Genomic DNA, 21,648 nt, shown 5'->3' on the forward strand with positions numbered 1-21,648 from the left:
GGGATTTATTTAGAAAAACATTCTCCTGAATAATTCTAAAAAGAAAACCCCAGTCAGGCGACTGGGGTTTCATTTTATATGGCTTTCGCCATAGCTATTGTTAAACAGTTTTTTTCGTTTATAAAACAAGTTTCATCCCTTCATGAGTAGACTTAAAGCCTAGTTTTTCATAAAAATTCAATGCCTCGGGTCTCACCTTATCGGTGGTCAATTGAATCATATGTGCACCTCTTTCTTTAGCTCTACGGATTGCATACCGAATCATTTTTTGCCCAAGACCTTTGGATCGTTCTTTCTTATCAATTCTTACACCTTCTAATTGTGCACGGATACCGCCACGATAGGTTAGGTATTGGATAAAACTAAGTTGCATACATCCAATCACATGACCCTCATCAGACTCTAATATAATGAGTTCTTGATTCTTGTCTTCACAGATTTTATTGAAGGCTGTAATATACTCCGCTGGAAGTGGTTGGCGAAAGGCCTCCCGCATATTTCCCAAGGTATCATCTGAAAGTAATTCTACAATTCTCTCTAGATCCACAATTTGGGCTTTTCTGAACTTCATGGTAGAGTTTCTTATGTTTGCATAGTAAATATACGGAATTTCCTAATTGAAATAAAAATATTGAAAGGGTCCTTCTATATTTTTTGTAAAATTTTTACTGATATACCCATCAATTTTGAATTTATAACAAAAATTTACCTGCTTATTAGATTTTCTTATCAAGCTATTGCTAGATAATTATAAATTACGTAACTTGTTGATAGATAGTGTGTTGATGGATAAATAAATATCCATGGCTTAACATCTTTTCCACATAGTAATTAACATTTTTAAGAAAAACATAAAGAATAGGAGGTATATCATGGAAAGTTTAAAGTTTGAAATCGGAAAAGTTACGCTTCATCAGTTAAGTAAAGTAAAAGATGCCTTAAACGAAATATCCAATATAAATGATTGGCAAATAGCACCATATGTTAATGGTTATCTATTGTCAGTTAAAGGGATAAATATTGTTAGCTATTCTATTTTACAATCGATTACAGCATTAGGAATCAATGCCGAACAGTTGTATGAAGAGTAAATTTTATTAAGATCGTATTAAGTCAAGGGGAAATCCTTGACTTTTGTATTAATAGGGATCTTTATTAACCTATTTTTTTTATTTTTCTAACTAGTTGCATATACTTCTAGCTTTTTTCTCAAAGATTTACGGATGCTATGAATCCTGGTTTTAATTGTCCCTTCTTTTATTTCCATCTGTTTCGCTATCTCATGATACTTAAAGCCTTCCAAATACATACTAATAATAGTATAATTTTCCTCTGACAATGATTTAATTGCCTTTTCTATATCATTTAATACAAATTTTGAATTTGCAATATTTTTGGAGGTGTTATTTTCTCCGGAATGGATTAATTCATTTTCTGCCAATCGATGTAGGTTCATTCGACGATACTTGTTCAAGTATACATTTTTCATAATTACATATAACCAAGAAACAATTTTTGGATGGTTGATAAATCTTTCCAAGGATTTAAGTGATCGAATAAAGGTCTCTTGTACTAAGTCATTCTTTTCATCTGGGTCCGTTGTGAAATTATTAGCTAAACGCTGGAGTATGGGTGAGTTCTCAAGGATGACATCATTTATTAAGTTTTTCATGATTATACATATTAATTGAAGTGTAACATTATAACGTATTGTTTATTAGTATGTTTTGTGTTGGAGGTAGGTGTAACTGCATTCAGGTATTTTGATTTTTTTTAGGTATTTATTACTTGTAATCAGGGTTCTTTTTCGAGGATGAAAATATTGCTAATCAATGCTTTTAGGTATGCTTTAACTATTTATTCCTTTGATTTTATACTTAGAATGAAGAAATGTTACACGTTATTTTTGTAGCGAAATTGCGACAAATACCTGAAATGACTTAAAAAGTACTTAATTATCTTTAATTGAGCTTTCCTCAAAGCCATTAGCGATTAATTTTAGTTAATTTTAATAGCTTAATAAAAATTTAATTAAGTACAACCTGTGGATTTTGAAATTAATTATTGGATAGATTGAATTTTTCAGTCATATGGTGCCAGTAAACTAATTAAAGTAATATATAAAAGATTAATTAGTCATGCTAACTTCAACTAAGGACAAATCAAATAATAAATCGGACTCTGGGAGGCAGTTTACCCTCTTACAGGAAGATTGCAATAGTGATTTACTATGTTTTGATGTGTTTTTTAAAGAGGGCCCATTTGCCATTATTGTGTTGGATAAAAATTTCCATGTCAAACGCGTCAATGGTAGATCTGATTATATTTTCGGATTAGGTGGAAAGGATTTATTAAAGCGGGATATTTTTGAATTTTTAAATACTGAAGATGCCTATCAATTGAAAGGTATTTTTGAAAATCGGGATACTTCTGCTAAACCGTTATTAATATCGTTGGGATTTAAAAATAAAAAAGAGCCTTTTTTAAGGATAGAAACTTTTGTCAAAAAATTCTCTAATCGATTTCATGAACCTCTATACTGCTTATTATTATTTGATAAACAATTTTATCCACATCATCATTGGGTTGAATTAAAAAAGGAGATTTTTCAGGCTATTGTGGATACCCAAGAGCAAGAAAGATTTAGAATAGGAACCCAATTACATGATAGTGTTGCGCAAACTCTGTATGCGATAAAATTAAACCTAAGACAATTAGAGGGCGAGAGGAAAGAAAAATCCAAGGAAATTGAATCTATTAAGTTAATGTTGAATGAAGCAATTTCCCAAATCCGTAATATTTCAATTGACCTAGTACCTGTTGTCCTGCATGATTTTGGATTGAAAGCTGCCATCCAATTTATGGTTAATCGAATTGAAAGTCCAGATTTTCAAGTATCAATTGTTATTACCAAAAAAGTGGAGGAATATGATGAAGATATCAGATTAGTTATTTATAGAATTATTCAAGAGTTGTTGAATAATTGCCTAAAACATTCCCAGGCTTCCAAAGTAGCCGTGAAAGTAGGAATGGTCAAGGATAAAATTCAGATAATAGTTAAAGATAATGGTGTGGGATTTAATGAGGATCTCAATAAACAAATGAAGAAAGGAATTGGATTGCGAAGTATAAAGAATCGAATAGATTTATATCAAGGTGAAATGGAGATAATAAGCCTAAAGAAGGGAAGTGCGGTAAGTATAACTTTAAATTTGGTTTAAAGAAATGGGCGAGATAAAAATATTATTAGCCGAGGACCATTTAGTTGTAAGAAATGGTATTAAATTACTTTTGAATTCTCAAGAAAACTTTGAGGTTGTAGCCGATGTCAGTAATGGTAAACAAGCTCTGGATACATTAAACTCTGGAGTATCGATTGATATAATCATCACAGATTTAAGTATGAATAACTTAGATGGGTTACAATTAATTCAAGAAGTAAATTCTATTTACCCGCATATCAAAGTTATTGTATTGACTATGCTTGATTGTGAACAACACGTTTTTAAAGCTTTTGAATATGGAGCAAAGGCTTATTTAGTTAAAAATGTGGGTTCTGAAGAATTAATATACTGTATAAATCATGTTGCTGCCGGTGGAAAACATCTTTGCGAAGATTTAATGATGTCTCTGATCCAAAATGGAATTGATAAGAATAAAATAAAAGCGGCTGAGATAGATCCAATCGATTTAGAATTAACCGCCAGAGAACTGGAAGTTTTGGAGTTATTAGGAGAAGGATATACCAATTTGGAAATCTCCAAAAAGTTGTTTTTATCCAAGCGAACTGTTGAAGGACATAGACAAAATTTAATAGATAAAACTAAATCCAAAAATACCCCTGCATTAATCAAATATGCAGTGCTAAATGGATTGATTCAATAATTAATTAAACTTTATTAAGGTTCGATTTGTTCAGTATAAAAAAACATGTCGAACCTTAATTTATATAATAAAAAGCGTGATTTTTCTCAAACAGCCGAGCCTAAAGCTGAAAAGGAAAAGAATAAACCCGCCAGTTATCGTTTCGTTGTCCAACGTCATGATGCTAGTCGTCTGCATTATGATTTCAGGTTGGAAATAGATGGGGCATTAAAAAGCTGGGCTGTTCCCAAAGGCCCATCCATGAATCCTAAAGATAAAAGATTAGCCGTCGAAGTGGAAGACCACCCTTTGAGTTATGGCTCATTCGAAGGAAGTATTCCTAAAGGAAATTATGGCGCCGGTACAGTGAGTATTTTTGATGAAGGAAGCTATGATCCCCTTGAAACGAAGTCAAATAAAGAATTTCTTGAAAATTGGAAAAAGGGGTCCATAAAATTTACCCTTCATGGAAAAGTATTGAAAGGGGACTTTGCATTGGTTCGAATGCATACCGAGGATGGAAAGAATTGGCTCTTGATTAAACATCAGGATAAATATGCCAAGGAAAAAGCTTATAATATCGAGGATTTGGTAAGCACAACCATCAAAAAAGAAGGTAAAGATTTTAAGGAAAACTCCAAGAAATCTCTCTCCGAAAAGTTAAAAAAAAAGCCTGATCAAAACCAGCAGCGTAGTGTACAACCTATGCTTGCAAAATTAAGTGAGAAAATTCCAAGCTCAGGTGAATGGCTTTTTGAGAAAAAATTTGATGGCTTCCGGACCTTGTTTTTCTTCGATGGGAAAACCCGAAAATTATTATCCAGAAATGGAAAATCTTTAAAAGATAAATTCCCTTCCGTGTTTGAAGATTTAAAAGTTATTGACAGGCCATGTATATTGGATGGGGAAGTAGTTATTGAAGATGAAAAAGGACTTGCCCAATTTCAGTTACTTCAATCTGGAGAGCCTATTCCCAAAAATCTTAAAATCCATTATTATGTTTTTGATATTCTGCAATTAGACAATAATGATTTGACAGCATTCCAATTATCTGAGCGAAAGGAAATTCTAGACTTACTTTTGAAAAAATACAGTTTCAATCATGTTCGACCAGTGGAAAGTCTGGATGAGGGTAAAAAAGATTTAATCGAATTTGCAAAAAAAGAAAAATGGGAAGGTGTAATTGTAAAATTAAAAAATAGCACCTATGCTGAGGCTTCAAGGAATGGAAATTGGTTGAAAATTAAAATTAGAAATACGCAGGAAGCAATAATATGTGGCTATACAAAACCCGAAGGTTCAAGATTTTATTTTGGAGCTCTCGTATTAGGCATAAAAACGCCAAAGGGGTTGAAATATATTGGGAATTGTGGTACCGGTTTCAGTGAAAAATCCTTGAAACAATTACATCAGTTATTCAAAAACTATGAGTCCAATTCTAAACCATTTCCAAATAATATAACTGTAGCAAAAGAAAAAGAGGTGACTTGGCTTAAGCCTGAATTGGTTTGTGATGTTTATTATTCGGAATGGACCAAGGAAGAACACTTAAGACATCCGGTGTTTAAAGGGTTAAGAGATGATAAGTCAGCTTTTGAAACTACGAAGGAGGAATTAGATAATAAAGTTATGGAAAAGGAAAAAGAATTAAAATTCGGGAAGAAGACTGTTAAACTAACCAATTTAGATAAAATATATTGGCCTCAGGAAAAGATAACAAAGGGCGAGCTCTTGCATTATTATGAAAGCATGAGTGAATATATTCTCCCTTTTCTTAAGGATAAACCAATTTCCATGAATCGATTTCCGAATGGAATCGAAGAAAAGAATTTCTTCCAAAAGGATGTGGATCCTGAGAAGATACCAAGCTGGTTAAAGACTACCGAAGTTTATTCGGAAAGTACTGAAAAAAACATAGATTACCTTCTATGCAATGATTTACCCAGTCTATTATATATTGTAAACCTGGGTTCGATAGAAATAAATCCATGGCTATCGACCTATAAGAAACCGGATAAACCAGAGTTTGCAGTATTGGATCTAGATCCCAATGGTGCTAAATGGCAAGACTTGATCGATGTGGCATTAACAGCTAAAGAGATATTGGATAAAGGAAATATTCCAGCATTTATTAAAACCTCTGGGTCCACAGGACTACACATCTTTATGAATATGGATGCGAAATATGACTATCAGGTTATCCGAGATTTTGTACAATTTATTGCAGAATTGATTCAACAAATACACCCCGACACGACAAGCTTGGTTCGCGATCCAAAAAAAAGAAAAAATCTGATATATCTGGATTATTTGCAAAATAAAGAGGGACAAACTATTGTTGCCCCATATTCAGTCAGACCTAAGCCTCAAGCCACAGTCAGTACACCTATAGATTGGGAAGAAGTTACTTATGATCTATCGATAGACCAGTTTACCATTCACAATATATATGAGCGTGTTAGTGAGAAGAAGGATCCTTGGATAGATATTAAAAAGATGAAGGTAGATATCAAATCAGCTTTAGCTAAATTTTAAGCTAAACTGGCCTTTAATTTTTCCAATAAATCCGTAGCTTTTGTATTCTCTACATTAATCTTACGAATGGTTGCCCTCTTACCTTTACTTTTTTGGGTGATAATCTTCAGCAATTCTTTAGAATATTCATTTTTGAATGCAGAAATATCAAATTCCTTACTATTCATTTTTATTAGCTGAAGTGCCATATCCATTTCCTGCTTTGAAATTTTAGTCGCTGGAGTTTTAAGTTCGTCTATATCTCGGATTTCTTCCTCAAAGCGTAGTTTGTTAAGGAGTAATATATTCTTGTAGGGTTTAATAATCGCCAGATTCTCAACGCTTCTCATGACAAAAGTCCCTAAACCTGCCATTTTACTTTTTTCAAGGGCTTGTAGTAATAATTGATATGCTTTTTCCCCAGACTTTTGCGGTTCCAGATAATAGGGAGTATCAAAATAAATACTGTCAATTTCCTGAAGCTTAACAAAAGTTTGAAGATTAATCATTTTATTCTTTTCAGGCATGGCCTCTTCAAAATCTGCATCCTCCAAGACTACATATTTGTCCTTTAAGAGATATCCTTTCACAATATTATCCCATGTAACTTCTTTCCCTGTACTTTCGTTGACTCTTTTGTACTTTATGTTCGAATGGTCTTTTCTATCCAGCATATCCAAATCAAGACTGCTAGTTTGCGTAGCAGAAAATATTTTGATAGGAATATTTACTAGTCCAAAACCAATCGCGCCAGTCCATATTGCTTTCATGTCGTTTTTATTTTTAATAACAATTTTTAGGCAATTTAGTTCAAGGAGCAGTATAAAAGCCCTCTTTTTAGCATGATTTCACTCTCTAAATTGTTACTCTGCCACCTGTTGCAGGAATGGTAGCACCAGAAATATAGGATGCAGCTTCAGATGCTAAGAATACATAGATTGGAGCGATTTCAGCAGGTTGTCCTGGTCTTCCCATTGGGGTATTACTACCGAATTTCTCATGATCAGGGATAGTACTCGGAATTAATGGCGTCCAAATAGGTCCTGGTGCAACTGCATTGACCCTTATTCCTGTATTTTCTTCGAGAAACATTTGAGCTAAACTGGAAGTGAAATTTTGAATGGCCGCTTTACTCGCTGCATATGGCAGTAGAGTGGGGTTGGGATCATAAGCATTTACAGAGGTAGTATTTATGATACTGCCGCCTGCAGGAATATATTTCTTAGCAAACTTGACCAGATAAAACATCGCACTCAAGTTTACTTCAAACGTTTTATTCCATTCCTCCGCAGTAATATCTTCAATATCTTTATAGGTCATCTGGTAGGCTGCATTGTTAATTAATACATCAATCTTTTGAAATTCTGTGATGGTATTTTCAATCAGATTTTTACAGTTTAATTCTTCACTGAGATCACCCTTAAATAGAATGACTTTAGAACCGGCTTGTTTAACCCATTCTGCTGTGTCATAAGCATCTTCATTTTCAATATCATCCTTGTAAGCAATTACAATATTTGCGCCTTCTCTAGCCATGGCAATGGCAACCGCTCTTCCTATACCTGAATCTGCTCCAGTAATAATTACTGATTTACCTTCCATTAACCCATGTCCAACATAGGTTTCTTCTCCATGATCGGGTCTTGGATCCATTAATTTTGTTTCGCCTGGCGGAGATTGAGGCTGAGTCTTGAATGGTGGTTGCGGATACTTTGTCTCTGGATTCTGCGAATTCTGATTTTTCATTTGCTTTTTCTTTAATCAATTATTTGCTTGTCTAGTATTAGAACAAATTCAATGGATAATCGTTCTGCATAAAAAAGCATTCATTAAAATGGCCGATAACAGTTTATATAAGATTTTATTCGATGGAGCAAGCCCTAATCTATTGGTAGAGATTATTTTGAGAACATTAATTATGTTCCTTTTAATTTTAATAATCCTTCGAATTTCGGGAAGAAGGGGAGTCAGACAACTAACATTATTTGAGGTTGCGATTATCTTGGGCCTGGGATCAGCCGCTGGAGATCCGATGTTTCAGGAGGATCTACCTATTTTTCACGCTATCTTAGTATTTCTGACTGTTATTCTACTTTACAAAGGAATTACTTGGTTAACAGCAAAGTTTACCTTTGTGAATCGAATCATGGAAGGAGAGCCTTTTGTAGTGGTCAGAGACGGGGAATTTGCGGTTACAGAGGAAAATATCAGCAGCTTTTCAAAAATGGAATTCTTCGCTGAATTAAGAAATAGCTCCATAGAACATTTAGGCCAAGTTAGGATTGCTGTACTGGAAACAGATGGATCAATGAGCATACTCCGATATGATAATTCTAAAGTGAAATTTGGCTTACCACTTTTTCCAGATGACTACATAGAAATTGTCCCTTCAGTTAATAGCCATGGCCCTTATGCTTGTATGTATTGTGGAAAGGTTTTGGAACATGTTAACATAGATTTTACATGCCCTGTTTGTCAACATAAAAAATGGACTAAAGCTATTAATAATAAATATTGTTGATACCACCTGCTTAAAACATAAAACCTTTAAACGGGGAGTTTAAAGGTTTTGGAAAAATGAAGGTATTAATAAATAAACGAATACAGTATGAATGTATGTTATTATGATTCTTTTTTATGTGCCCTTAGTCCGGATTAGATTTATTTCTTCGTTTTGATCGAATCCCATAAACAGCAAATCCTATAACTAAAATGCATAGAACTATCAAAAAGATAGTAAGTGTAATAGATTCCATTGGGTATCCTTTCTGTTAAAATACTGATTTACTGTTATATTAAATTAAATCACAATTAAAACCCGTAGTTTCCCCAAATAATCCCGTATTTATTCCTAAATAATAAAATAGGCAAAAGAATTGAGGTGTTCTTTTGCCTGACAATATGGAAATGGGTTTTTTGAGTGCTACTATAAATCTCTTAATTCTTTAATATGTTGATGAGCTTCCATGGCTATGGCTAGCTGATTTTGTAATAAATCAATTAAGTCCTGATAATCATCCAAACTTTCGCTAAGGAGCTTTTTATAGGTCTCCTTAAACTCGTCCTCACCTTTTTCACAACATTCTAAAATTGCCTGGTTGATCGAAGGTGACATGGCTGATTTTATATCCATCCATATCCGAAAAATTTTGCCGCTAAATTTGGTGTCTTCAGTTGGCTCCTCCCCAAACTGCTCCAAATACGGACTCAATTCAATGATAAATTGTCTCGACTGATCAATGTATTGCCGAAATAATGCCTGTAACTCCCGAAGATTAGACTCTCCTGCAATTTCAACGGCTTTCTCATAACCTTTTATTCGGTCATTATTAATCTCAACAGCTTGATTAACTATATCTATTTTTTTATCTACGTTCTCCATGATTTATCATATTAGTATTTTCAAAACCCTTAACTAAGAGATAAGTTCTAAGTTTTTAATTTTCAGGTATTTGTACACTATTCTGTGTAAAAATACTTGATAGGGTCATGAGGATATTATTTTTAAAAGTTTATCGCTAATGGTTTTCTTCTTCATTGACCTAGAACGGTTTCTGTTTTTCATTATCCATGAATCTAAAGCTCCTTCCTTGTAAGTAGAAATAATTCCAGGATGTATATAATGTTTAGTTACTACAGCTTTTGTATTTCCAAGTTCATTTGCTGCCGAATTAATTACATTTTTAATAATCTTCAATCGTGTTTTCTGATTAGTTGGGCTATTTTCTGATAGTAATGATTCCATACAGCAATAACAAGCATTCCAGGTTCTAAAAGTTTTACAGGTGATATGTTTTTTAAAGACTTGAAATAAGTATTCATTGAGATGAATAGCTTCCAATGGGCGAACCTTTTGTTGATCGTCCAAATATTGAAATAGGCGTTTACCTTTTAATTCTGATAGTTCTTTTAGGAGCTTTGCCAACTTCTTTTTTTGAATATTTTTCTCCTGTTTTACACCTTTTTTACCAATGTATTTAAATGAAATTTTGTTGTTTTCAAGGCTGAGGTGTTTATTTTGTAAAGTGGTCAATCCAAAAGATCCATAATGCTTCTGATAATATTCATTACCTGACCGCATTGAGGTTAAATCCATAATATTTAAAGCAATTGCAGATACTTTTTGACAATCTAAATCCTTTCGATTTAAATCTTTTTTTATCTGTTTTCTAAGCTTTTCAAGGTTTTTTCCAAAAATGGAAAGAAGCTCAAATTTATGCTCATCTCGATTATCAACCCATTTGGGGTGATAAATATATTGTTTCCTTCCTTTGTCATCAATTCCAGTAGCTTGAATATGTCCTTCTGCGAAAGGACAAATCCAGACCTCTTGCCAATTGGGAGGAATGACTAAGGAATGTATGCGAGCTAGAATTTTAGAATTGGTTATTTTATGATGATTATGATCTTGATAGGAAAATCCTTTACCCTTTTTAGCTCTTGAATAACCAGCGATATTACTGTCAATATACTTAATTCCTGTCTTGTTAGGGGAAGGAATTGGGGTAAAGGATTTATCCATACTTTTAATTAATGATTCCGGATAGCATCAATTAATTCGCCTTTACTCATTTGATGTCTTCCAGTAATACCGATTTCGCGAGCTTTTGCTAATAAATCTGATTTTGAACTTTCTTCTAATTCATCGGCTTTAACATTACTTTTCCGAGAATCTAATGAGTCTTTATTATGTGGATGCCTATCAATAGGTGCTTGTGTTTGCTTTTTCATCTTTTCACCTCCGTATCTTTTTATACATATTAAACAGTCTGAAAAAATCATTTGTTTGGAGCTAAATACTTGAATTTGAGAATAAATACTTGAATTAAGCATTTGAATATTAAACGGATAAAACTTTCTTTACTTCAATATAGGATAACCAAAAAACTATATTACTTTCAGCCCCTTGGTTTTTATTTATTCCATATTGTTCAAGACCATCATAACAGGCTATATTTTCATGATCAAATAAGGATATATTCAAATCATTCTTACCTAGGAACCACAAAAAACTATCTCTTATTCTTTCTTTACAATTTATTTGAGTGTTGTGTTGTCTTAATTCTTGATATAAATAAATTGAACTACATACCTCAACAGGTTGTTGCCCATACGCACTTATTTCTCCATGCTTTTTATACCAGTTTTGGTTCCCAATGGGAGCAAAATGACCATTCCTGTATAAAATTTTGTCTAGAAAATCAGCGCTTTCAAGTCCAATTTTCTGTAATCCTGCATTCTTGAAATATCGAGAAGCTTTTAATAAACTCAACGGAATAATGGCATTGTCATAAGAAATGACCTCTTCAAACCAATGCCAATTCTCGATACTACAAACCTTATATTCATGAATCAAAAAATCACAAAAAGTTTCTAACTGATGAATAGCCGTTTTATTCTCGGGGTATTTTTCCAAAAAATATAGAAGTCCTAAAATGTAAAAGGAAATGGCTCGCACTGATTTACAATATTTTAAATGAGGTATCGTTCGGTCAAAAATTTCCTTACTAATATTGTGGAACTGTGCACTTTCTGGGCGTGATAATAAGTATCCCAAAATCCATAACGTTCGTCCCATACTATCATCTGATCCAATACTTTCTAAGAAATTCAAATCATAAGACATAAAATTCCGGAATGTTCCATCCGAATTTTGGGAATAATAAATGTAGGCTAAATAGGTGCTGATCAATTTTGTTGCCTTCGCGGGATCAACACTTTCTTGTCCTTTCAGCAACAGTAATAAAGCTCTGCAATTGTCATCCAAACAGTACCCATGGTTGTAGTCTGGAATATTGAATTTTGCATGTTGGAAGATCCCGGTAGGATTTGTAAGAATTTCAATATAGGATAAATCCAATTCTGGAACTTTAGCAAAAAATGCGGCTAATGGTTCTTTTATATTATTATTCTTCAATAGAAACACCTCCAATGGACCTGAAATTAGGATGATAATAAATTTTTAGTTTTTCCTGGAGCTAAGTATTTTAAGGTTTTATCTTGATTATGAATAACCTGGATTTTCTTTTTTGAAGAAATTAATGAAGATATTAAACGCAGATGCATTTTTCCAACATTCATCCAGGACATAGATTTTCCGAAATCTTCCGCTCTTCGTTGATAATTTTTCATACTTTCTGGATCTGAAAGGAGCTGATTGATATTCGATGCTAATCCATTCACATCATTAAAATCAAAGAGAATACCGCGATTATTGGCTAATAAATCCCTAGCATACCAATATGGTGTTGAAATTACTGCCGCTCCAGCCCCTAATGCAAAGGATAAGGTACCACTACTCATTTGATTTTCATTTGGATAGGGGGTCACATAAATATCGCAGGCCTTTAAATATTGCTGTAGCAGTTCATCACTTACAAAATGATTGATAAAAAATACTTTTCCAGAAAGCTTTAATTTGCCAGCAAGGTCTATTAAACTATTTTTATAGGAATCACCTTCTTCCTTTAAAACATTCGGATGAGTTGCGCCAAGAATAATATAAACGAAATCATCGGCGATAACCTTAGAAGTCGCCTCAATAGCAATTTCATAACCTTTATTTCGACCTAATAGTCCAAATGAGAGCATCACTTTTTTATCTTCCAATCCTAATAAAAATTTGGCATCTTCTTTTGTGAGTGTAAAATTTGGAACTCCATGTGGAATTAAGGAGATTTTTTCAGGATTAATATGATATACCGATTGCATCATTTGTACTCCCCGAGTAGTCATGACTGTAATTTTATCACTGAGTGAACAAAGTCTTTGAATCACCTTAAATTCCTGCGGATTGGGATGTTGCAGGATGGTATGCAAATTTGAAATTATTGGGAAATTAATGCTTAATATAAAATCCAGAATAAAATCACCAGCCTCCCCACCAAAAATTCCGAACTCGTGCTGAATAATGCAAATTGAATAGTTTTGCTGATTCGCCCACTTTCCAACTTCTATATAATCTAATTTATTGTCCCTTTGAATTACTTTTTTTACCTCAGACGGGAAGCTATTCTCTGTACCATCCGAAATAGCAATCACATCGACCTTATTGGAATAATCCCTAATCGAATTAAATAAATCATGTGTGAATGTTGCAATTCCGCATTTCCTAGGTATATAGGTGCCAATAATTAAAATTTTCATAGATATCCTTTTGCAAATTGTTTATAACTACGCTATAGTTACTTATGAACATTCCGTAAAATGAAATTGTTCTTGAATGCAGGAATTAATAGTTAAAATGACAAAGATTAAACAAGTCAAACTTTAAATCGTTATTAATAAGTTATTGTGACTTAAGATCATTTGTTATGGGAATTACTATAAATCGAAAAAATATTTTGTTTAAACCTAAATTGGACCGCGTACTTGCTCGCCGATTTAACCTGTCTCCTGAACGTTCTAAAAGAATAATTGAAAGGGTGCTGAAATTATCAGATGAAAGTAAAAACGCATTAATTACTCAAATCTTAAGGAATTATGCGCGTAGACATCGAAGTGTATTAAATGTACTGGAGCGGAATTTTAAATTAAAAGAACAAGAGTTCAAGGAATTAAAAATTGATATTAAAAAACTCTCTGACGTTGAAAAATTACTGATAGGATCATTTTTCACTATGGAATATTCAATTGAAGCAGCAGCCTATTTTAATCCTTCCATCGTTTTATCTCCGGACCAAACGCAAACCCATGAAGGTGAGAAAAGAGTAATATTAAGCTTCAGAGCTGTAGGTGAGGGGCATCTCTCTTCCATCGTGTTTCGATCAGGAATTATTGATAATCATCTGAATATTACTTTAGACGAAGTTGGTATTTTATTGGATAAGCCTAAACATGTCAAAAATTATAGGTACAAAAAAGACGATTTTTTAGAAAAACTATTACAGATACATTCTGTAAATAAAGAGATTTTATCCATTCTTGAAAAGAAGTTTACAGACACTTTTATATATGATGAATTATTGCGATTTGTCAAGGAAATACAAGAAGAGAACGAGTTGACACATGATAATCAAATTTTAATGCAGCAAATTCATTGGTTGGCATCTTCGCATTACGAAATTTCCTATTCCTTGGATACCTCTATTTCTGAAAGGGTAATATTTCCAATATCTGATACTGAAAAGAATGGTATTGAAGATGCACGTTTTGTGGCCTATAAAAGTGATAAAGGAGTTACTACTTATTATGCAACCTACACCGCTTATGACGGACATTCTATCCTTCCAAAACTTCTTTCAACAAAGGACTTTATCAATTTTAAAATTCAACCAATTAATGGAAGGATTGCCAATAAAGGGGCTGCTCTTTTTCCACGAAAAGTAAATGGGAAATATGTCATGTTGTGTCGTGTGGATGGAGAAAATAGTTATGTGTCTTTTTCAGACTCAATCACGAATTGGCATGAAGAAATCCATCTTGTTGCAGAACCAGAATGTCCTTGGGAATTTATTCAGGTAGGCAACTGCGGATCCCCCTTAGAGACCGAAAAAGGATGGCTGGTTATTACCCATTCTGTTGGACCCATGCGAGAGTATGTAATAGGGGCAATGCTGCTTGATTTGAAAGATCCGACAAAGGTTATTGGAAAACTAAAAGAACCCTTGCTGTTTGCAAATGAAGAAGAAAGAAATGGATATGTTCCGAATGTTTTGTACTCCTGCGGACAAATCATCCATAACAATCAATTGATTTTACCATATGCCTATTCCGATCATGAGTCTACCTATGCAACAGTATGTTTAAGCGAATTGTTGGATACATTGCTGCAAGAAGGAAAATCGTAAGTTATTTCTCCAATATTCCAGCAATTAAGGACTTCCATTGCGGATAGGATGCACCTAGTTTTGCACCTAAAGCCACGAAAATATTTCGAAGCCGATCAATGATGGAGTTAAGATCCAAGTTCATGACTTCATTACGACCGTAATAGGAAGCCTCTACAGTTTTTCCATCCCTCTTGATTTGAAGGGTGGAAGTAGCCATATTCTTAAAGAAATGTTTGGTCTCATGATCATCATTCCCCATAGGCATAGAACTTGGTCGTAAAGTCAAGCTGAATAATTCTTCGGAATTATCTGAGGTCTCAGTGATTTGTTCAATTTGCACATAATCATAACCCGAACTACTCCACAAACCTGGTCCTGGAATATCAATCTTAACAAAGTCACCTTCTTGAGGTTTCTCCTCAGAATGTTTGCCAAAGGGATCAAGATGCTCAAAGGTGGAAATTGAAAACTTCCCGATTTCATCCCAATCATTTATTGCCAAAACCCTGTTTTTTGCTTCTAAATAAAAATTCTTCGCCTGAATCTCATTTTCGAATTCAACCGAATCGGAAATAGTCATATCCTTTCCTTCATGTTGTGCAGGAATAAAATTCTTCATAACTCGTTCTTTGTGGTTGAACAATCAAAACAAAAAATAGTTGAAAAGGGAACAAAAGAATTCGAAATCCTTTTTGTTCCCTTCTAATTATATTTCCTTAATGACTATGCCCCACTGTTCCAATCATTTTTGCGTTGATGAAAAAAGCATTCTTAACCACAATTTTTGAGTTTTGTGGAATTTCAACAACTGTTGTAATCCCTGTATAACCCATGTTTGAAACCCCTTTTAGCACTTCTATTTTCTCAAAATTGATTGTTTTTTCATGACTATGATCATGTGTTTCACCCTCTTTATGAACATGTGGCTCCTCAGCATGATTATGTTCTTCTTCAGCTCCATGGTCGTGACCTTCATGTTCTTCCTCTGCCTCTTTTGTGGTCTCCACAAAAATATAAGTCTTACCCTCTGATTCTACAATGGCCTCATCTGGAACTGCCGGACTGCTGACATTATCAATGCTAATTGAACCTGTCGTATTCATTCCATCAATTAATCCAGTTTTATCTCCTGTTACCAAACAATGGATAGCGATGGTTTTGCTCTCATTTTCAAAGGAAGCACCTATTCTGGATACTTTTGCTGAATACACTTGTGAAGGATTGTTGGTGGTGGTGAAGTTTATCTCCTGACCTATTTTTAATTTTGTCAAGTCTTTCTCAAATACCTGAAGATCCAAGTGAATCATACTATTATCCACGATCTCAACAATGGGAGAGGAGACATCTACATAACTTCCTAGTTTTGCAAATACATTTGATACCACCCCATTGATAGGGCTTGAAATGGATAATGCTGACCTTAATGAACTCGTAGAAACGGAACCTGGATTAATCCCCAGCATTTGAAGCTGCTTTGCAGAAGAAGCCTTCTTTGTCCTCAAAATATTAAGATTACTGGCCGCATTTTGCAAATTCCTTTTGACACCTGCATTTCCAGCATTCAACTCTTGCTGTCTTTGTAATTCCTGTTCTGCAGCTTGTATTTCATTGCTAGCATTCAAATAATCCTCCTGTAATTGGATAAATTGAGGATTGATAATTGTCGCTACAGTCTGTCCCTTCCGAACATAATCACCCAATTGTACATTTAAGGTCTGTACGACTCCACCATATAATGGAGTGACACTGGATTTATTATTATTTGGAACATTTAAAACCCCATTGGCAGAAATTTTAGCAGTTAAATTTTTCTGTTCGATTTGGCCAAATTGAATTCCAACCTCCTTGATTTGTTCCTCGGTCAGCGAGGTAATGGTTGTTTTCTCCGTAGAACCATGTCCATGCCCATGCTCTCCTTCTTGCTCTGCTGCTTCTTCTGTTTTTCCAGTTTTAGATGTACAAGAAGACACAAAACCAATGAGGAGCAGGCAAAAAATGAAAAGTTTTATTTTATTAAGGATACGCATATTTTTATAGATTGATAATTGAATAAATTGATATAACTGACTCATTGATACTTTGAATACTACGCAAGTAATTCAAATAGATATCAGTGGTGGTCTGTAAGGCAAACAGGTATTCCACATAGGAGATGTCTCCTGCAGAATATCCGAGTTTTGCCGCATTGATGATCTCATTGGCATTCGGAAGTGCATTGTTTTTGAAGTAATTAAATTGAGCAAGATTCTGCTCATATTGATTCATCAAATTGATATATGCATTCTGTAGTTTTTGTTTTTCCCATTCAGCGGACATCTCTGCTGCTTGTTTTTCAAAATCCAAGGACCTGATTTTTGCTTTCGTGCTTCCATAAGTCAACGGAATGGCAATCCCAATATCGAAGGAATTGAACCTTTGTCCACGTCCATAGAACTTCTCTATGCCATTACGTTCATGCATCCCAATTAAGGATGCATTGGTGTAACCAATATTAAAATCAGGTAGGCCAGATGCCCTTTCAACAGCTTTACTAGACTCAGCAATCTTTGCTTGCTGATATAGCGCTTGAATCTGTGGATGTTCAGAAATCTTTGAAGTATCTAAAATTTCCGTAAGCTTTATTGGCTCGAAAATATCAGCAGTTTCAATCTCAAAATCCTCAGAAATCTGCATCAAGTTTTTGAGGCTGTTATAGGCATTCCGCTTTAACATTTCATTTTGAGTGAACAGTAGATTGATTTCTCCCTGTTTTGCCTGGGCAGTATTGATATCCACTTTCTTGGTATCACCAGCATTATATCGGACCTCCGCTATTCGAATAAAATCCTTATAGATACTGTCCAAAGATTTTAACTCCCTGTCATTGTTTTCTAAATAAGCAATTTGATAAAAGTAAGTCCGAACTTCCTGTCTTAATTGAATCAAGTTGGCAGATTTTTCAACCTGTTTGGCTTTTATCTGTTCATTAATCAAGGCTTTTTTAGATTTGAATAAGGATGGGAAAGGAATCGTTTGGGCAATGGATATCGCATCATTTTGCTCAAAACCATCATTCTGGCCATATTGAAAATTTAAATCCGTCTTTGGTAATTCTCCACTAGTCTTCAATAGACTTTCACTGGCTTTAATTTCCAAGTCATTTACTAAGATGCCTTTATTGTTCTCTACGGCAATTCGAATTGCTTCGTCAATTCCGATTTTTTGCTGAGCATTTAACGTTGAAAAACTTAACAATATTAATACAATTATGGAAACAACTGTTTTCATTCTCCCACCTTTTATTTTTCCTTTTGAACCAAAAATTATATACAATAAGGGTAATACAAATAAGGTCAACAAAGTTGCCGTTATCAATCCTCCAATCACCACGGTGGCTAATGGTTTCTGCACTTCTGCTCCCGCACTGGTACTGATTGCCATTGGTAAAAAACCTAAGGAAGCAACGGTCGCCGTCATTAATACTGGTCTTAATCGAATTTCAGTCCCTATTTTTACACGTTCAATAATATCTGTAATCCCTTCCTTTTCCAATTGATTGAATTTGCCAATCAACACAATCCCGTTCAATACTGCTACACCAAATAAAGCTATAAAGCCAACGCCGGCACTGATACTAAAAGGCATATCCCTTATCAGTAATGCGAAAACCCCACCAATGGCACTCATAGGGATAGCAGTGAAAATCAAAATCGCCTGTTTAAAGGAATGGAAAGTGAAATACAAAAGCATAAAAATCAACAACAGGGAAATAGGCACAGCTATCATTAATCTCGCACTTGCCATTTGAAGATTCTCAAATTGACCGCCATAGGTGAAATAATAGCCCGAAGGCAACTTGACTTCAGAACTTAACTTTTGCTGAATTTCTTCAACAACAGATTGAACATCTCTGCCTGCAACATTAAAGCCTATTACAATTCTTCTTTTCCCTTCTTCACGACTTATCTGTGCAGGTCCAACCGTAAAATCAATAGTTGCAACCTGGGATAATGGGATCTGTTGATTGTTTTTTGTAGGTATCAATAATTGACTGACATCATCGATATTGTTTCTATGTTCATCATGTAGACGAACGACCAAATCAAATCTTCTTTCATTTTCGTAGACCATTCCACTACTTTTTCCTGCAAAAGCTGTACTGACAATATCATTGACATCCTCGATGCTTAGCCCATAATTCGCCATTCTAACCCGGTCATACTTAATATTGATTTGCGGAAGGCCAGTAACTTGCTCCACCTGCGGAGCCGTAGTGCCTTGAACGGTCTGTATAATTGAATTTACCTTATTGGCATAACTCATTAAGCTATCCAGATTTTCTCCAAATATTTTCACCGCGACATCTTGACGAATTCCAGTCATTAGTTCATTAAACCGCATTTGAATCGGCTGATTTTTTTCAAAGAAAACCCCTGGTATCACTTCCAATTTTTCCATGATGGCATCTCCAAGTTCTTCATAAGACCTACCTGAAGTCCATTCGCTCTGCGGTTTTAGAATAACCATCATATCTGTGGCCTCAGGAGGCATAGGGTCGGTTGGTACCTCCGCAGAACCTGTTTTCCCAACCACCATTTTTACCTCATCAAATTTTTTAATAATTCTGGAGGCTTGCATTGATGTTTCAATACTCTGACTCAAGGAGGTGCCGGGAGGAAGGATACAGTGAAATGCATAATCGCCCTCTTGGAGTTGCGGTATAAATTCACCACCCATGCGATTGAAAATGAAAATGCTAAATAAGAAGATAGCAACCGCAATGGATACAATTACATATTTTACGCGGATAGCTTTTTCAAATAAAGGGGCATACCACTGATGCAGCTTTTCAATAAACTTATCACTGAAGGTTTTTTTGTCATGACCTTTTCTAGGCAAGAATAAAGCGCACATCATTGGGATATAGGTCAGGGAAAGAATAAGGGCTCCAAATATGGCAAAACCTACGGTCTTTGCCATAGGAGCAAACATTTTCCCTTCTACACCAACCAGGGTTAATATTGGAATATAAACTATCAGGATGATGATCTCCCCAAAAGCAGCTTGGGTTCTGATTTTCGAGGCAGAGTTAAACACCTCAATATCCATTTCTTGCTGGGATAGACGATGTGTTGATTTCCGAAGTCCTAAATGATGCAAGGTCGCTTCAACAACAATGACCGCCCCATCTACAATGAGCCCAAAGTCAATTGCTCCCAAGCTCATCAAATTAGCGCTGACACCAAAGACATTCATCATCCCTAATGCAAAAAGTAAGGATAATGGAATGGCAGATGCAACAATCAAACCTGCTCTCAAATTTCCTAGAAAAAGAACCAGAACAAAAATCACGATTAATGCTCCTTCAACAAGGTTCTTTTCTACCGTGCTAATCGCTCGGTCAATCAAGTCGGTCCGGTCTAAATAGGGCTCAATGATAATATCATCCGGTAAAGATTTTTGAATGGTAGGGAGTTTTTCTTTGATTCGATTGACTACCTCATTACTGTTTTCCCCCTTCAGCATCATGACTACACCACCAACAGCATCGACCTCACCATTATAGGTTAAGGCCCCATAACGAACCGCAGATCCCAAACGTACATCGGCAACATCTTTGATGAAAATTGGTACTACACCATTGGTTTTCACTGGAATATTACCTATATCTTCTAATGAAGTTACGAGTCCTATTCCTCTGATAAAGTATGCGTTAGGTTTTTTATCTATATAGGCACCTCCTGTATTTTGATTATTTTCTTCAAGGGCAGTGAATATTTCTGGAATACTTACGCCCATTGCTCTCAATTGATCTGGATGTACTGCTACTTCATACTGTTTCAATTGTCCTCCGAAGCTGTTGACCTCTGCAACTCCAGGTGTACCATAAAGTTGCCGCGCTACAATCCAATCCTGGATTTCACGGAGGTCCATTGAGGTATATTTATTCTCGCTTCCCTTCTTAGGGTGAATAATATACTGGTAGACTTCACCCAATCCTGTACTGACAGGAGACATTTCAGGTTTCCCGATATTTTTTGGAATATCTTCCGAGACCTCATTTAACTTCTCATTGATTAGTTGTCTCGCAAAATAGATATCGACCTCCTCCTTGAAGACCACCGTAATAACGGAAAGTCCAAATCGAGAAATAGACCTTATTTCCTCAATATCAGGAATATTTGCAATGCTTTGTTCTATTGGAAAGGTGACTAACCTCTCAACCTCCTGACCGGCAAGGGTAGGAGTACTTGTAAATATTTGAACTTGGTTGTTTGTATTATCAGGGACTGCATCAATCGGCAGTTTGCTTGCAGACCAAAGCCCCCAAACAATTAATGCCAATGTCATTATCCCTATAATGATCTTGTTCTTAATACTAAATTTAATGATCTTATCGAGCACGTGAATAGCTTTAAATTCAACAATTTATTGATTGTCCTGCAGGTATGAATTAGTTCTACCTACATTAAGTATAATCCTAAGCTGAATGTTTAGGATAAATGAAAATAATACTGAA

18 protein-coding genes are annotated in these 21,648 nt (G+C 34.8%); 6 read left to right on the forward strand and 12 right to left on the reverse strand.

Annotated elements, in window-relative coordinates:
• Positions 1 to 118 precede the first annotated feature (118 nt).
• A complete protein-coding gene (locus PZ892_RS06770) occupies positions 119 to 571 on the reverse strand; it encodes a GNAT family N-acetyltransferase (protein ID WP_277712565.1) in 453 nt (150 codons plus the stop codon).
• A gap of 301 nt (positions 572 to 872) precedes the next feature.
• Between PZ892_RS06770 and PZ892_RS06775 the strand changes: the two genes are divergently transcribed.
• Positions 873 to 1,091: a hypothetical protein gene (locus PZ892_RS06775; protein WP_094257023.1), complete on the forward strand. Its 219-nt coding sequence runs from the start codon at positions 873 to 875 to the stop codon at positions 1,089 to 1,091.
• 86 nt (positions 1,092 to 1,177) lie between these two features.
• On the opposite strand, the gene PZ892_RS06780 is transcribed toward PZ892_RS06775, so the two are convergent.
• Positions 1,178 to 1,672: an RNA polymerase sigma factor gene (locus PZ892_RS06780; protein ID WP_182498808.1), complete on the reverse strand. Its 495-nt coding sequence runs from the start codon at positions 1,670 to 1,672 to the stop codon at positions 1,178 to 1,180.
• 466 nt (positions 1,673 to 2,138) lie between these two features.
• Here PZ892_RS06780 and PZ892_RS06785 point away from each other — a divergent pair, with 466 nt between their 5' ends.
• Genes PZ892_RS06785 through ligD form a run of 3 tightly spaced genes read left to right on the forward strand, consistent with a single transcriptional unit; the run spans position 2,139 to position 6,399 of the window.
• Positions 2,139 to 3,221, forward strand: a complete 1,083-nt coding sequence (locus PZ892_RS06785) for an ATP-binding protein (RefSeq protein WP_277712566.1) — start codon at positions 2,139 to 2,141, stop codon at positions 3,219 to 3,221.
• Between the two features lie 4 nt (positions 3,222 to 3,225).
• Positions 3,226 to 3,885 carry a response regulator transcription factor gene (locus PZ892_RS06790; protein ID WP_182498806.1) on the forward strand — a complete coding sequence of 220 codons (660 nt, stop codon included), beginning with the start codon at positions 3,226 to 3,228 and terminating at the stop codon, positions 3,883 to 3,885.
• Positions 3,886 to 3,930: 45 nt separating this feature from the next.
• The gene (gene ligD, locus PZ892_RS06795) at positions 3,931 to 6,399 is read left to right on the forward strand and encodes a DNA ligase D (protein ID WP_277712567.1); all 2,469 of its coding nucleotides are present in this window, start codon (positions 3,931 to 3,933) and stop codon (positions 6,397 to 6,399) included.
• Here ligD and PZ892_RS06800 read toward each other — a convergent pair.
• Together PZ892_RS06800 and PZ892_RS06805 are read right to left on the reverse strand one after the other, a co-directional pair.
• On the reverse strand, positions 6,396 to 7,148 hold the full coding sequence (locus tag PZ892_RS06800; RefSeq protein WP_094281444.1) for a Ku protein: 753 nt from the start codon (positions 7,146 to 7,148) through the stop codon (positions 6,396 to 6,398). The two genes, ligD and PZ892_RS06800, sit on opposite strands and share 4 nt — an antisense overlap.
• An 85-nt stretch (positions 7,149 to 7,233) precedes the next feature.
• Positions 7,234 to 8,124, reverse strand: coding sequence for an SDR family oxidoreductase (locus tag PZ892_RS06805; RefSeq protein ID WP_182498803.1), 891 nt, complete (start codon positions 8,122 to 8,124; stop codon positions 7,234 to 7,236).
• 88 nt (positions 8,125 to 8,212) lie between these two features.
• Between PZ892_RS06805 and PZ892_RS06810 the strand changes: the two genes are divergently transcribed.
• Entirely contained in the window at positions 8,213 to 8,899 is a 687-nt protein-coding gene (locus PZ892_RS06810; protein ID WP_182498802.1) for a YetF domain-containing protein, read from the forward strand.
• A 405-nt stretch (positions 8,900 to 9,304) separates the two neighbouring features.
• On the opposite strand, the gene PZ892_RS06815 is transcribed toward PZ892_RS06810, so the two are convergent.
• From PZ892_RS06815 to PZ892_RS06835, 5 genes are all read right to left on the reverse strand, one after another.
• Positions 9,305 to 9,760, reverse strand: a complete 456-nt coding sequence (locus PZ892_RS06815; RefSeq protein WP_277712568.1) for a PA2169 family four-helix-bundle protein — start codon at positions 9,758 to 9,760, stop codon at positions 9,305 to 9,307.
• 105 nt (positions 9,761 to 9,865) lie between these two features.
• The gene (locus PZ892_RS06820) at positions 9,866 to 10,900 is read right to left on the reverse strand and encodes a DNA topoisomerase IB (protein WP_277712569.1); all 1,035 of its coding nucleotides are present in this window, start codon (positions 10,898 to 10,900) and stop codon (positions 9,866 to 9,868) included.
• Between the two features lie 8 nt (positions 10,901 to 10,908).
• On the reverse strand, positions 10,909 to 11,211 hold the full coding sequence (locus PZ892_RS06825) for a Rho termination factor N-terminal domain-containing protein (protein WP_277712570.1): 303 nt from the start codon (positions 11,209 to 11,211) through the stop codon (positions 10,909 to 10,911).
• 7 nt (positions 11,212 to 11,218) lie between these two features.
• On the reverse strand, positions 11,219 to 12,310 hold the full coding sequence (locus tag PZ892_RS06830) for a hypothetical protein (protein WP_277712571.1): 1,092 nt from the start codon (positions 12,308 to 12,310) through the stop codon (positions 11,219 to 11,221).
• Between the two features lie 11 nt (positions 12,311 to 12,321).
• Positions 12,322 to 13,524 (reverse strand): glycosyltransferase family 4 protein, encoded by a 1,203-nt coding sequence (locus tag PZ892_RS06835; protein WP_277712572.1) that lies wholly within the window; start codon positions 13,522 to 13,524, stop codon positions 12,322 to 12,324.
• Between the two features lie 167 nt (positions 13,525 to 13,691).
• Between PZ892_RS06835 and PZ892_RS06840 the strand changes: the two genes are divergently transcribed.
• Positions 13,692 to 15,167 (forward strand): glycoside hydrolase family 130 protein, encoded by a 1,476-nt coding sequence (locus tag PZ892_RS06840; protein WP_182498797.1) that lies wholly within the window; start codon positions 13,692 to 13,694, stop codon positions 15,165 to 15,167.
• Between the two features lies 1 nt (position 15,168).
• On the opposite strand, the gene PZ892_RS06845 is transcribed toward PZ892_RS06840, so the two are convergent.
• The 3 genes from PZ892_RS06845 to PZ892_RS06855 form a co-directional block, all read right to left on the reverse strand.
• Positions 15,169 to 15,768: a hypothetical protein gene (locus tag PZ892_RS06845; RefSeq protein WP_182498796.1), complete on the reverse strand. Its 600-nt coding sequence runs from the start codon at positions 15,766 to 15,768 to the stop codon at positions 15,169 to 15,171.
• Between the two features lie 97 nt (positions 15,769 to 15,865).
• A complete protein-coding gene (locus PZ892_RS06850; protein WP_277712573.1) occupies positions 15,866 to 17,221 on the reverse strand; it encodes an efflux RND transporter periplasmic adaptor subunit in 1,356 nt (451 codons plus the stop codon).
• On the reverse strand, positions 17,181 to 21,533 hold the full coding sequence (locus PZ892_RS06855; RefSeq protein WP_277712574.1) for a CusA/CzcA family heavy metal efflux RND transporter: 4,353 nt from the start codon (positions 21,531 to 21,533) through the stop codon (positions 17,181 to 17,183). The genes PZ892_RS06850 and PZ892_RS06855 overlap by 41 nt, the downstream gene beginning before the upstream one ends.
• Positions 21,534 to 21,648 lie beyond the last annotated feature (115 nt).

This window comes from Sphingobacterium sp. WM, assembly GCF_029542465.1.
Lineage (GTDB): Bacteria > Bacteroidota > Bacteroidia > Sphingobacteriales > Sphingobacteriaceae > Sphingobacterium > Sphingobacterium cellulitidis.

Coding starts and splice junctions, on each gene's coding strand:
- PZ892_RS06835 (WP_277712572.1), bottom strand. CDS start 13,524: ATGAAAATTTTAATTATTGGCACCTATATACCTAGGAAATGCGGAATT.
- PZ892_RS06820 (WP_277712569.1), bottom strand. CDS start 10,900: ATGGATAAATCCTTTACCCCAATTCCTTCCCCTAACAAGACAGGAATT.
- PZ892_RS06770 (WP_277712565.1), bottom strand. CDS start 571: ATGAAGTTCAGAAAAGCCCAAATTGTGGATCTAGAGAGAATTGTAGAA.
- PZ892_RS06790 (WP_182498806.1), top strand. CDS start 3,226: ATGGGCGAGATAAAAATATTATTAGCCGAGGACCATTTAGTTGTAAGA.
- PZ892_RS06800 (WP_094281444.1), bottom strand. CDS start 7,148: ATGAAAGCAATATGGACTGGCGCGATTGGTTTTGGACTAGTAAATATT.
- PZ892_RS06785 (WP_277712566.1), top strand. CDS start 2,139: ATGCTAACTTCAACTAAGGACAAATCAAATAATAAATCGGACTCTGGG.
- PZ892_RS06840 (WP_182498797.1), top strand. CDS start 13,692: ATGGGAATTACTATAAATCGAAAAAATATTTTGTTTAAACCTAAATTG.
- PZ892_RS06810 (WP_182498802.1), top strand. CDS start 8,213: ATGGCCGATAACAGTTTATATAAGATTTTATTCGATGGAGCAAGCCCT.
- PZ892_RS06850 (WP_277712573.1), bottom strand. CDS start 17,221: ATGAGTCAGTTATATCAATTTATTCAATTATCAATCTATAAAAATATG.
- PZ892_RS06825 (WP_277712570.1), bottom strand. CDS start 11,211: ATGCTTAATTCAAGTATTTATTCTCAAATTCAAGTATTTAGCTCCAAA.
- PZ892_RS06775 (WP_094257023.1), top strand. CDS start 873: ATGGAAAGTTTAAAGTTTGAAATCGGAAAAGTTACGCTTCATCAGTTA.
- ligD (WP_277712567.1), top strand. CDS start 3,931: ATGTCGAACCTTAATTTATATAATAAAAAGCGTGATTTTTCTCAAACA.
- PZ892_RS06805 (WP_182498803.1), bottom strand. CDS start 8,124: ATGAAAAATCAGAATTCGCAGAATCCAGAGACAAAGTATCCGCAACCA.
- PZ892_RS06845 (WP_182498796.1), bottom strand. CDS start 15,768: ATGAAGAATTTTATTCCTGCACAACATGAAGGAAAGGATATGACTATT.
- PZ892_RS06815 (WP_277712568.1), bottom strand. CDS start 9,760: ATGGAGAACGTAGATAAAAAAATAGATATAGTTAATCAAGCTGTTGAG.
- PZ892_RS06780 (WP_182498808.1), bottom strand. CDS start 1,672: ATGAAAAACTTAATAAATGATGTCATCCTTGAGAACTCACCCATACTC.